Consider the following 11,902-nt stretch of genomic DNA (forward strand, 5'->3'; position numbering starts at 1 on the left):
TTTTTATGAGATTCTTCGCTTTGCACTGAATGACAAATTATTTTTTACTTAATAATTGTTTTAATTCTTTTTTTTCAAGCTGAAAAACAAGGGTTAAAAATACAATTAATACACTAATTCCTACAATATAATTACCTCTAAAATTATAGAAATACACCATAGAAAGTACTGTTGAAAGTCCGAAATACAATACAATCTTATTTAAATTGTATGGAATAGGATAGTATTTTCTTCCGAAGAAAAAAGAAGATAACATCATTATTGCGTAAGCAGAAAGTGTTGCTATTGCAGATCCTTTAAAACCTATAATAGGTATTAAAATATAATTTAAAGCTAATGTAATTACAGCTCCTAATATTGAAATGTAAGCACCAAACTTAGTGCGGTCTGTAATTTTATACCAAACCGAAAGATTGTGATATATGCCTAAGCAGAAATTAGCTAAAAGAATAAATGGAACAATCCACATGGCTTCGTAGTATGCTTCACTTCTAATAATGTAAGGTTTTAAAACATCGGCAAAGACAACAACACTTAATAGAATTACAGAACCAAAAGCAACAAAGTACTCTAATATTTTCGCGTAATTTTTTTGAGGATTCTCTGTTTTAGAATGACTAAAAAAGTAAGGCTCGATACCTAAACGAAATGCTGTTGCGAACAAGGTCATAAACAATGCTAATTTATAACATGCAGAGTACATACCTATTTGCTCATCGGCAATGTTAGCTGGCAATAATTTTTCTAATAGTATACGGTCGAAAGTCTCGTTAACAGAATAAGCTATTCCTGCAATTAGTACTGGCATAGCATAACGCATCATTTTTTTCCATAATACAAGATCGAAGCTGAATTTTATTTTAGAATAAAACGGAATTAATAATAGTAGTGTTATTGCACTAGCAATTAAGTTAGAAATGAATATGTAACTGATTTGAAAATCATCTACACAAATTTTTGATAATAAGGTGTTTGAATAAGATAATTCATATAAATACAATAACAAGAAAACATTTAAACCTAAATTAATAGCTACGTTTAATATTTTAATAATAGCATAACGCATAGGCTTTGCAGTTGCACGTAACCATGAAAATGGGATAATTACCAAAGCATCCAACAAAAGTATTATAAAAATTAAATTTAAATACCTAAGCTCAATATCTATAAGTGTGGAAATTTGATTTCTAAAAAGAAAAGCTACACCTAGCAAAGCAAAGGAACTTACTATTAATGAAATTGCAGATGTACTTGTTACTTTCTCTTTCTTTTCATCTTTATTAAAAAACCTAAAAAACGCAGTTTCCATACCGTAAGCCAAAACCACATTAAAAAGTACAAAATAGGCGAATATAAAAGATACACGTCCATATTCTGCAGTAGACAGCACATTTGGATCTGTATAAAGTGGTACCAAAATAAAACTTAACATTCGTGGTAACACAGTTGCTAAACCGTATATGAATGTTTGTTTAAAAAGAGATTTAAATCCGCTCAAATTTATGTGTAATAATTAGCTTAAATGTACTGTAAATAATGAAGAATTACAATGTTAATTGCATTAACGTCTTTGAGGAGCACTTGGATACTCTATTCTACTTTTTTCTTTAATATTCTTTATTAATAAGTATTTTAATGTAGCGTTCTCCGTATAACTAATAACAGCTTCATTATCTTTTAAGTCAAAAGGAAAATCTTGTTTAGTTGGTATTTGATTTCCATACTCAGCATTTTTATTATTACTCATAACAATGTCTTCTTTTTGATTTGCCTTAGTTTTAAAACTAGCTATGTAACCCATTTTACTAATTTCAACTTTAGCTGTTAAGCCTTTAAAGTAAACACTATCTAGCACTACATTGTTTGTATTAGTTAAAACATTAATATACATATGAATTCCAGAACCTCCTCCTTTTACACCTGCAACCCAACTTTGGAAATAGGTCTCACCTAGAGTAAATGAGGCATTCTCTTCAAGTTTATAGGCTTCCTGATTATCATTTACATCACTTATTTTTTTTGAGCTTGTACATTGCGTAAAACTCGTTAGCATTACAAAAAGTAAAGCTATAACTGTAACAGATTTATAGTGTTTCATAATTATGAATTGATTCTAAATATATTAAATAATTTTCATTCCCTTTTCTAATTAGAAATCTATTAAAAGAAAAGCGTTTTTTATCTATAAATTAATTCGAATGGTTTTAAATACAAAAAAAACCTTGCTCAAGAAGAACAAGGTTTTTATTATTTTAGATTCTACTTCAAGTGTAGAAAAACAAATATTAATTATTTAAAGCTTCAGCTCCACCAACAATCTCTAAGATTTCGTTAGTAATAGAGGCTTGACGTGCTTTGTTATAAGTTAATTTTAACTGATCTCTAAGTTCAGTTGCATTATCTGTTGCTTTATGCATTGCTGTCATACGTGCACCATGCTCACTTGCAAAACTATCTCTAATACCTTTGTATAATTGAGTTTTAAGTGACTTTGGAATTAATTGTTCTACGATTTCTAATTTAGATGGTTCGAAAACATAATCTGTATTAACAACAACCTCTCCTTCAACTGGAACAATTGGTAAAAACTGCTCTGTCATTATAATTTGAGTTGCAGCATTTTTAAACTTGTTATAAACAATTTCGATTTTATCGAATTCACCAGTAACAAATTTATCCATTAACATCTCTGCTATAATTGCCACATTATCGAAAGTTAAATCATCGTATAACTCACTGTGGTTTGCAACAACATTACCTTTTTTTGCAAAAGCATCGTTTATTTTCTTTCCTACAGCAATTACAGAAACGTTTTTACCTGCATAAACATTCTCAATTAAATTATTAGTTTGCTTGATAATGTTCGAGTTAAAAGCTCCTGCTAAACCTCTGTTTGAAGAAATTGAAACGATAAGCACATTTTTAACTTCTCTTACTTCAGAATACTGACTTCCAGTATCTGCATCAAGAGTAGCACTTAAACTTTGTAAAAGTTCTGTTAACTTATCTGAATAAGGACGCATTGCTGTAATAGCATCTTGTGCTTTCTTTAACTTTGCAGCAGATACCATTTTCATGGCACTAGTAATCTGCATCGTTGAAGATACTGAAGATATTCTATTACGTATTTCTTTTAAATTAGCCATATTGAAAATATGAATATTAAACTCCTACTTCCATAAACATGAAAGTAGGACTATTAATTATGATCTGTATTTAGCTGAAAGGTCTTTACATACAGTTATTAATGTATCTGTAACCTCGTCAGTTAATTTTCCTGCTTTTAAAGTATCTAAAACACCTCTATGCTTAGCGTTTAAGAATTCAAGATAATCTCTTTCGAATTCTTTAATTTTATTTACAGGAACGTCTTTTAATAAGTTTTTAGATCCAGCATAAATAATTGCTACTTGATCTTCTACTGTAAATGGATCGTTTTGACCTTGCTTTAAGATCTCTACGTTACGTTTACCTTTATTAATTACGTTTAAAGTAACAGCATCTAAATCTGAACCAAACTTAGCGAAAGCTTCTAACTCACGGTATTGTGCTTGATCTAATTTTAAAGTACCAGATACTTTTTTCATAGATTTAATCTGTGCGTTACCACCAACACGAGATACAGAAATACCTACGTTAATTGCTGGACGAACACCAGAGTTAAATAAATCTCCATCTAAGAAAATTTGTCCATCAGTAATCGAAATTACGTTTGTTGGAATATATGCTGAAACGTCACCTGCTTGAGTTTCAATAATTGGTAATGCTGTTAAAGAACCACCACCTTTTACGATTGGTTTTAATGAATCTGGTAAATCATTCATTTCTTTAGCAATAGCATCATTATTAATGATCTTTGCAGAACGCTCTAATAATCTTGAGTGTAAATAAAATACATCTCCAGGATATGCCTCACGTCCCGGTGGACGTCTTAATAATAAAGATACCTCACGGTAAGCAACTGCTTGTTTTGATAAATCATCAAATACAATTAAAGCTGGTCTACCAGTATCTCTAAAGTACTCACCAATAGATGCTCCTGTAAAAGGTGCATATACTTGCATTGCAGCAGGATCTGATGCATTTGCAGCTACTATTGTTGTGTATGCTAAAGCTCCTTTTTCTTCTAAAGTTTTAGCAATAAGTGCTACTGTTGAAGCCTTTTGACCTACAGCAACATATATACAATATACAGGCTCACCTGCATCGTAAAATTCTTTTTGATTTAAGATAGCATCAATACAAACTGCAGTCTTACCTGTTTGTCTGTCACCAATAACTAACTCACGTTGTCCTCTACCAACTGGAATCATAGCATCAATTGCTTTAATACCTGTTTGTAATGGTTCTGTTACTGGTTCTCTGTAGATAACTCCTGGAGCTTTACGCTCTAAAGGCATCTCATAAGTTGTTCCAGCAATTGGTCCTTTACCATCGATAGGGTTACCTAATGTATCTACAACACGACCAACAATACCTTCACCTACTTTAATAGATGCAATACGATTAGTACGTTTTACTGTAGAACCTTCTCTAACTCCTACTGATGTTCCTAAAAGTACAATACCAACGTTATCTTCTTCAAGATTAAGTACAATACCTTCTAATCCACCATCAAATTCTACTAATTCTCCATATTGAGCGTTAGCTAATCCGTATGCACGAACGATACCATCACCTACAGTTAATACTGTTCCAACTTCGTCTAATGAAGCGCTAGCTTCAAATCCTGCAAGTTGTTGTTTTAAGATTGCTGATACTTCAGCTGGTTTTACTTCTGCCATCTTATTATTTATTTAGATATATAAATACCTTAGTTTAATGTAAATTCTCTTCTTAATTTGTTTAGTTGATTTGTAATACTTGCGTCGTATTGTAAATCTCCTACACGTAAAATAAAACCTCCTAGGATAGTTTCATCTATAATATTTTCTACAGCTACTTCTTTTCCAGTAAGTTCTTTAACTTTTGCTAAAACTTTTACTTTTAAATCGTCTGTTAATGGTAATGCCGTAGTTACTGTTGCAACTTCAGTTCCATTTAATTTATCGAATAATAAAGAATATTGCTTAGCAACTTCACTAAGTAATACAATTCTTTTATTTGCAATTAATGTATTTATAGCATTTACTGTTAAAGAATTAATGCCTTTAAAAATCTCTAATAAAGCAGATTTTTTTATTGCTGCACTAACCACAGGACTATTAAGCATATCGCTTAAATCTTTACTTGCTGCAATAGTGTTTGTTATTAGCTTCATATCATTATTAACAACATCTGTTGCTTTTTGATCTGTTGCTAAACTTAACACTGCTTTTGCGTAACGTATTGCTGCTCTTGTTCCTGCCATAACTACTAGTTAAGTGTTGCTTCTGCTAATAGAGAATCAACTAATGCTAATTGCTTGTCTTTGTTTGCTAATTCTTCACGTACTACTTTCTCTGCGATATCTACAGATAAACCTGCAACGTGATTTTTAAGTTCTGCCATTGCCGATTTCTTTTCGCTTTCGATAGCTGCTTGCGCTTGAGCAATTATACTATTTGCTTGCGTTTGTGCTTCTACTTTAGCATCGTCAATCATTTTATTCTTCATGTCGCGAGCTTCTTTAAGCATTGCTTCACGTTCTGCACGAGCATCGTTTAATAACTTTAAGTTATCTGCTTGAAGATTTTGCATTTCTAATTTAGCTTTTTCAGCTGAATCTAATGCATTTTTAATCCCATCTTCTCTGTTTTGTAAAGCGTCTAAGATTGGTTTCCATGCAAATTTTCTCATTAATAAAATTAATATTAATAAGATAAAGGCTTGCATAAAAAATAAGCCTACTGAAAAATCATTTATTAAAGTTTCCATACTATATAGATTACTTAAATTCTTTTTGTTTAATTTTTAAAAACAGTTTCTGCAACCAACCGTTGCAGAAAGCTGTTCTTTTTGTTTTTAGGATTATGCTCCTAAGATTAATGCACCAAAGGCTAAACCTTCTAATAAGGCTCCGATAATGATCATTGCAGTTTGAATTTTCCCTGCTGCTTCTGGTTGACGTGCAATACCTTCCATTGCTTTTCCACCAATTTGACCTAATCCGATTCCTCCTCCGATTACTACTAATCCTGCTCCAATTAAATTGTACATACTAATTTGATTTTTATAAATATTAATTAAACAAATTCTTCTTAATGATGGTCATGTTCTTCAACTGCCATACCTATAAATAACGATGATAACATCGTAAAAATAAACGCTTGTAAAAATGCTACTAAAAGCTCAATAACTGTAATAAATAATGCTAACACTAAAGACATACCTGTAGATCCTACAACACCAAATGATTTTTTCATTGTAATCATTAATGCTATTAAGCTCATTACAACAAAGTGTCCTGCCGTCATGTTTGCAAATAAACGCACTAATAAAGAGAAAGGCTTAATTAAAACAAAACCTACTAACTCTATTACTGCTAGTACTGGGCGTAATATTACTGGAACACCTGGCATCCATAATGTGTGTGCCCAAAAATCTTTACTTCCGCTAAACATATAAATAACCATAGTAAAAATAGCTAAACAAGCTGTTACTGCTATTTGTCCTGTAACGTTAAATCCTAATGGTGTTAAACCTAGTAAGTTTAATATCCATATAAAAAAGAATACTGTTAATAAAAAGCCCATAAACTTACGGTACTTTTTCTCTCCAATATTTGGCTTTGCAATATCGTCTCTAACATAAATTACTAACGGCTCTAATACACGACCAAATCCTGTTGGAATTGATTTACCGTTTTTATAACTTCTAGCTAAAGCACCAAAACCTAATAACATTAACAATCCTGCTAATAACATTCCAAATACAGATTTAGTAATAGAAAAATCTAATACTTTGTGTGCATTTGTTGCATGATGAGACTCATCAAAGTTAACAGTTGCTGCTCCTGCTTCTAATTCGTATATTTTACTGTGAAGTTTTACTAAACGCGCATTTCCTTTTTCAACCACAACTTTTCCTTGGTCGTCATGATGAAATGCTGAAGACATAAATGTTTTTAAACCATCTTTAGTCCAAACAATTACTGGTAATGAGAATCCCCAATGTTTACCAGACGCATTGTCTGTGTATAAATGAAAATCGTGAGAATCTTTTAAGTGATGAGCGATGTATTCTTTAATTTCTTCAGGTGAATCTATTAAATTACCTTTTTCATCTTGATCTCCACCTTCGGCAAATACCGAAAACGATGATAATGCCAAAACTAATACCGCTATAAACTTGATAGTTTTTGTTGCTACCGCCATACTTTTTTTAAATAATGAAATTTACGTCCTTCAAATTTTGTGCAAATGTACGGAATAATTTCAAATCGCAAACTCTTTTTATTTCAGTTTTTTCTACTCGAAATTTTTCTTAAAATAAACTAAATACTTCTTTACAACTATTTACTGTTTAATAACTTACCAACAGCTATTGCTTCAACTATTAAAAAAATAAATAAAGGCACCACCAAACCTATACGTTCTGGCTGTGTTAAACTCTCCTTTTCGAACACCGTTGTTTGAAACATAAGAACAAATATTCCTATTTTAAAGAACATAAGTGTTAAATAAGCGTAACCTGCTTGATTTGGTAATTTACTTGCTACAAAATCTACAGATGCATAAACAATTATTGCTGCTATAGCGTGATAACAATATACTTTTAATAATGAAAAAGATAATATAGATGTATTTAAATAATTGTGAAAATTATATGTTAACAGCAGTAAAACAGCTAGAGATACAGCAACATAAAGAATACGTTTTACCATTATTTTTTATTAGTTTTTTGGTCTTTGTTTGTTATTTTTAATACTTGAAATATGACGGAAGCTACCGCTACAAAAACAGCTATTAAGGTTACTATTTTGTAGTAAAGCTGATTATTATTATCAAACTTTACATCTAACCATTCTCCAAGCTTACTTCCTAAATAAATAGTTAAGCCCATTTGAATAGCTATAGACGTAAACTTTAAATATTGATTAAGCTGTTTTTTTGGTTTTTTGCTCACCTTTAATGTCTTTTACCGTAGATTTCATAACACATGTTACATTAAATGTTGCTCCAGGCTCTACTGCTAACTTCTCTGTTATTACTTCTCCCTCAATATGTGCAGATGCTTTTAGCGTTAGCGTTCCCGTAAGCTTAAGCTTTCCGGCAAACTTACCTTCGAAATGTGCATTACTACTTTCTAAAGAACCATGGATTTCTCCTGTTTTACCAACAACAACTTTTCCTGGCGTTATAACATCTCCTTCTATAATACCATCTATTCTAATATCACCTTCACTTGAAAACGTGCCTACTATTTTTGTGCCTTTGGCTATTAAATTTTGAATTGAAGAACTTTCGTTTTGTTTGCCTTTTTTATTCTCAGAAAACATTGCTATTATTTTTTTAAGGTTATGCGATACTTTACCAAACAAACTTTAAAAGAACCCTAAACAGATTGCTTTTTATTCGGTATTATTGGTTAGTTAAGTAAGCTTGTAAATTTTTATGAATTTGAAGCGTTCTGTAATTATTAGTTGAAATTCCAAAAAATGGACGATCAATTTTATTCTTCAATTCTGAAGGAAATAAATCTATAAATCCTTTTGCTGTTTCTATACTTCTTAATCCATGTACAACAACAAAGGTTTTATCTTTACTGTAAACATCTATAGATGTAGACATGTTATTGTATTTTGCTTCGCTTAATGTTTCGTCTAAAGCCTTTTTAAAAGCATCTATTTCAGTTTTTGCTGAACTAGAGAATTGATATACTACTTTGCATTTTGTCGCTGTAGTATCATCCTCAAAGTCTGATTTTTCTAATCCTCTTATAGATGTATCTAAAATCGCTTGTGCCTGAATTCCTTCTTGAGTATTAGCATAATTTACAGCAACCTCATTAATTGCTTGTTTGTAAGCTTCAAACCCATGTAACCTTCCTTTTGCAAAAGCTTTTAGCAACTCAAATTTTGGCACTATATCATCTCCTTCGAAGGTTCCAATATACTTTACACACTTTTTTATAACAGCTTCAAATTCTTGAGCTTCAAACTGCTTATAAGTATCTTCATAAATACTTTCTGGGCTACTATCGTCTTTTGCTAATGCTGCTTCTGGATTACTTAATATTTTCGCATAACGAGAATCGGGATAATTAGTAATGATTTCATTTTTAAGAATATCCTTTTCTGCAGTTCTACCTAAAGTCTCATACATTTTTAGCAAATTATACTTTGCAGGAAGTATTAAACGCTCTTCTGGATTGTTGTTTAACAAATCGGTAAACTTAGATTTTGCCAAGTCGTACTCTTTAAACTTCTCCTTATATATTAATCCTAGTTGGTAATATGCAAAATTGCGTTCTTTAGATATGCTATCTATCGCTTTTTCTTCCGAAGGAATCTGTGCTATATAATAATCTATATCTAGTAATTGATCGTCTTCTGTACTCTCGGTAGATATATTAGAACTTGTTATAATTTGAGCAGCTCTAGAACCGTCTGACCATCTCCAATTATCTGTATTTTCTCTATCTCCCCAAATACGTTGAAATTCGTTTTTACCGTATGCAACTGTTTGGTCATTATAGAAATAAAAGCTTGATGCCGATGGTAATCCTCCTTTTGGTTTAAAAGAATTACTTTGTGTTTGACCTGCATTATTTTGTGCCAATCCTTTTTTCTGTTCCTCTATAGCTAAACGATCTACTTCTGCTGCTTTCTCTTCTCTTAATTTGGCAACATAATTTCCAAAATAACTTTGTCTTGCATTATCATTCATTTTAACTAAACGCAAAATACTATCGTTTACCTCAGCAACTCCTTCGTAATAAATAACATCGTCTAGGTTTTCTCTTTTACGCTTAATAGTTCTATATGACTTACTGTTTTCTACCATTTTAGTCATGGTACTATCGTAATAAGCACCTGCTACTTTGTAGTTGTTAACATCGAAACTCATATCGCCAAGAATCTCGTAGTTTCTTGACATTAGAATTTTATCTTGAGAATTGGTGCGAATAGATTTGTTGTAATAAGCAATGCCTAAAGAATCTACATTTTGCTTAACATGGTATTGTGCTATTTGATGATAGATTTGATCTAAAAAAGGTCTGTTTTCTCTATCTTCTTCTAGCTTTGTTAAATGCTCTATAAACTCAAGTTTATTTCCTTTTTCGTAATCAAAGTTTTTAGCTTTTTCTACGTGCGCGCTTACTAGGTATTTACGAGGGATTTTTCGGTTTAAATCTATTACTTTATCAAAAGCAATATTTGCACTATCTTTATCTTGAAGCGCATTATACAACTGACCTTGAATAAAGTAATATCTACCTTCTTCGTTACGTTTTTTTGTAGACTCTGCAGCAATTACAATTTGCGTTAAAGCACTATCTAAAGATTTTGTGTTTATATATGCTTGAGCAATTGTAGAAGTTGCATCTGCCAAATCTTGACCTTCAAGTTCTTCTTGTTCTAAAAGCGTTTTAATATTTTTAATAGCCAACTCATCATTCTCAAGGCGCATGTTGGTTTTTTCTCTCCAAATTCGTGCTTGATTGATATTACTACTCGCTGGATATTTATATAAAATATAGTTGAAAGCCTCTAAAGCTGGAACAAAACGCTGATCGAAATAACGAGATTTACCTAAAAGAAGATAAGCTTCGTCTATTTGTGGATTATATTCTTTTCCTTGAATATTCATGCCATGTTTCTGGATGGCTTTTACTGCTTTCTCTTCTGCTGTAGTAAAGTTTGCGTTTTTAGACTGCCCAGGCATTACAATTTCATCAAGAATTTGCATGCGCTCTACGGGTAAAATATCCCAATAGTTATCTCTATAAGCCTCATTAAGAGTTTCACGTCCTTTCTCTAAGGCAATAAAACCATTATATAATGTGTTATATTCTGTAGTTACAGCGTGGTAGTTTCTACTAATAAAACTGTCGTTTTTACGCGAACAACTGGTTATTATTAAGGCAGAAACTGCTAGAAGTAATATGGATTTTTTTACTGTTTTCAACGGTGTTGTATTTAGTCTAATTAGATAACTTTAAACTTAATCGAATATTGTTAACCCTTAGATAAGCACGTAAAAATAAGCATCTTTTTTGAATTTACTAATTATTAGCAACAATCCAATAAGAAAATTAAACCTCAGCTACTCCCGAAAAATGTGCTTCCAACTCTTTTAAAGTTTCAGGATTGGTAGCTAAATCTTTTATTACTTCTCCTTTTTCTAAAACTACAATACGTTCGCAAACATCTGTAACGTGGAGTAAGTCGTGACTAGAAACTAAAACAGTAACTCCTTTTGTTTGTGCTAAATCTTTAATAATCCCTTTTAATCTAATTTGTGTTGTTGGATCTAAATTTGCAAAAGGTTCGTCTAAAATTATTACTTCCGGATTACCAATAAGAGCAGCAACTATACCAGCTTTCTTTTGGTTTCCTTTACTTAAGTCTCTTAGATATTTCTTTTTGTTTAGAATTTCGTCATGGAAGAAATCTTCAAACTGAGCTAAAAGCGCATCTACATCTTGCTTGTTTTGACCTCTAAGTTCACCAATAAAATAAAAATATTCTTCGGCAGTTAAGTAACCAATTAAAAAGCTTTCATCTATAAAAGCAGAAGTAAATGGTTTCCAATCTTCACTCTCACTAACTAGCACGTCTTTACTTTTTATAGATCCAGTTGTTGGTTGAATAAGATCTAATAACAAACTAAAATAGGTTGTTTTACCAGCACCATTGTTTCCTACTAATCCGAAACTTTGACCTTTGGGAATTTCTAAATTTTCTATATTTAAAACGGTTACTTCGTTGTATGTTTTTATAAGGTTTGATGTTTTTATCATGATTGTAATACGTTTA

13 protein-coding genes are annotated in these 11,902 nt (G+C 31.4%); all 13 read right to left on the reverse strand.

Annotated features, from left to right (window positions below; all coding sequences use genetic code 11):
• Nucleotides 1-37: 37 nt before the first annotated feature.
• Nucleotides 38-1,498, reverse strand: a complete 1,461-nt coding sequence (locus tag Q0935_RS04825) for an oligosaccharide flippase family protein (RefSeq protein ID WP_299382877.1) — start codon at nt 1,496-1,498, stop codon at nt 38-40.
• A 63-nt stretch (nt 1,499-1,561) separates the two neighbouring features.
• Nucleotides 1,562-2,098, reverse strand: a complete 537-nt coding sequence (locus Q0935_RS04830) for a hypothetical protein (protein WP_299248870.1) — start codon at nt 2,096-2,098, stop codon at nt 1,562-1,564.
• A 187-nt stretch (nt 2,099-2,285) separates the two neighbouring features.
• Nucleotides 2,286-3,146, reverse strand: a complete 861-nt coding sequence (gene atpG, locus Q0935_RS04835; RefSeq protein WP_299248867.1) for an ATP synthase F1 subunit gamma — start codon at nt 3,144-3,146, stop codon at nt 2,286-2,288.
• A gap of 57 nt (nt 3,147-3,203) precedes the next feature.
• The gene (gene atpA / locus Q0935_RS04840) at nt 3,204-4,784 is read right to left on the reverse strand and encodes a F0F1 ATP synthase subunit alpha (RefSeq protein WP_299382879.1); all 1,581 of its coding nucleotides are present in this window, start codon (nt 4,782-4,784) and stop codon (nt 3,204-3,206) included.
• A 29-nt stretch (nt 4,785-4,813) separates the two neighbouring features.
• Nucleotides 4,814-5,350 (reverse strand): ATP synthase F1 subunit delta, encoded by a 537-nt coding sequence (gene atpH, locus Q0935_RS04845; protein WP_299382882.1) that lies wholly within the window; start codon nt 5,348-5,350, stop codon nt 4,814-4,816.
• Between the two features lie 5 nt (nt 5,351-5,355).
• A complete protein-coding gene (locus Q0935_RS04850; RefSeq protein ID WP_299248859.1) occupies nt 5,356-5,856 on the reverse strand; it encodes a F0F1 ATP synthase subunit B in 501 nt (166 codons plus the stop codon).
• A 93-nt stretch (nt 5,857-5,949) separates the two neighbouring features.
• Nucleotides 5,950-6,138 (reverse strand): ATP synthase F0 subunit C, encoded by a 189-nt coding sequence (atpE, locus tag Q0935_RS04855; RefSeq protein ID WP_055436251.1) that lies wholly within the window; start codon nt 6,136-6,138, stop codon nt 5,950-5,952.
• Nucleotides 6,139-6,179: 41 nt separating this feature from the next.
• Nucleotides 6,180-7,295: a F0F1 ATP synthase subunit A gene (gene atpB / locus Q0935_RS04860; RefSeq protein ID WP_055436250.1), complete on the reverse strand. Its 1,116-nt coding sequence runs from the start codon at nt 7,293-7,295 to the stop codon at nt 6,180-6,182.
• Between the two features lie 137 nt (nt 7,296-7,432).
• Nucleotides 7,433-7,804 carry a DUF6168 family protein gene (locus Q0935_RS04865; RefSeq protein ID WP_299248848.1) on the reverse strand — a complete coding sequence of 124 codons (372 nt, stop codon included), beginning with the start codon at nt 7,802-7,804 and terminating at the stop codon, nt 7,433-7,435.
• Complete coding sequence (locus Q0935_RS04870) at nt 7,804-8,046, reverse strand: AtpZ/AtpI family protein (RefSeq protein WP_241489644.1); 243 nt, start codon at nt 8,044-8,046, stop codon at nt 7,804-7,806. Before Q0935_RS04870 ends, Q0935_RS04865 begins: the two co-directional genes overlap by 1 nt.
• Nucleotides 8,018-8,419 carry a polymer-forming cytoskeletal protein gene (locus Q0935_RS04875; protein ID WP_299248841.1) on the reverse strand — a complete coding sequence of 134 codons (402 nt, stop codon included), beginning with the start codon at nt 8,417-8,419 and terminating at the stop codon, nt 8,018-8,020. Before Q0935_RS04875 ends, Q0935_RS04870 begins: the two co-directional genes overlap by 29 nt.
• 82 nt (nt 8,420-8,501) lie before the next feature.
• Complete coding sequence (locus Q0935_RS04880; protein WP_299382888.1) at nt 8,502-11,051, reverse strand: tetratricopeptide repeat protein; 2,550 nt, start codon at nt 11,049-11,051, stop codon at nt 8,502-8,504.
• Nucleotides 11,052-11,178: 127 nt separating this feature from the next.
• Nucleotides 11,179-11,886, reverse strand: coding sequence for an ABC transporter ATP-binding protein (locus Q0935_RS04885; RefSeq protein WP_299382890.1), 708 nt, complete (start codon nt 11,884-11,886; stop codon nt 11,179-11,181).
• Between the last annotated feature and the right edge of the window lie 16 nt (nt 11,887-11,902).

It is taken from the genome of uncultured Lacinutrix sp. (genome assembly GCF_947500605.1).
GTDB lineage: Bacteria > Bacteroidota > Bacteroidia > Flavobacteriales > Flavobacteriaceae > Lacinutrix.

Bases quoted from the DNA above. Each gene is read 5' to 3' on its own strand.
- Q0935_RS04875 (WP_299248841.1), bottom strand. From the start codon at position 8,419: ATGTTTTCTGAGAATAAAAAAGGCAAACAAAACGAAAGTTCTTCAATT.
- atpE (WP_055436251.1), bottom strand. From the start codon at position 6,138: ATGTACAATTTAATTGGAGCAGGATTAGTAGTAATCGGAGGAGGAATC.
- Q0935_RS04830 (WP_299248870.1), bottom strand. From the start codon at position 2,098: ATGAAACACTATAAATCTGTTACAGTTATAGCTTTACTTTTTGTAATG.
- atpH (WP_299382882.1), bottom strand. From the start codon at position 5,350: ATGGCAGGAACAAGAGCAGCAATACGTTACGCAAAAGCAGTGTTAAGT.
- Q0935_RS04885 (WP_299382890.1), bottom strand. From the start codon at position 11,886: ATGATAAAAACATCAAACCTTATAAAAACATACAACGAAGTAACCGTT.
- atpB (WP_055436250.1), bottom strand. From the start codon at position 7,295: ATGGCGGTAGCAACAAAAACTATCAAGTTTATAGCGGTATTAGTTTTG.
- Q0935_RS04865 (WP_299248848.1), bottom strand. From the start codon at position 7,804: ATGGTAAAACGTATTCTTTATGTTGCTGTATCTCTAGCTGTTTTACTG.
- Q0935_RS04850 (WP_299248859.1), bottom strand. From the start codon at position 5,856: ATGGAAACTTTAATAAATGATTTTTCAGTAGGCTTATTTTTTATGCAA.
- atpG (WP_299248867.1), bottom strand. From the start codon at position 3,146: ATGGCTAATTTAAAAGAAATACGTAATAGAATATCTTCAGTATCTTCA.
- atpA (WP_299382879.1), bottom strand. From the start codon at position 4,784: ATGGCAGAAGTAAAACCAGCTGAAGTATCAGCAATCTTAAAACAACAA.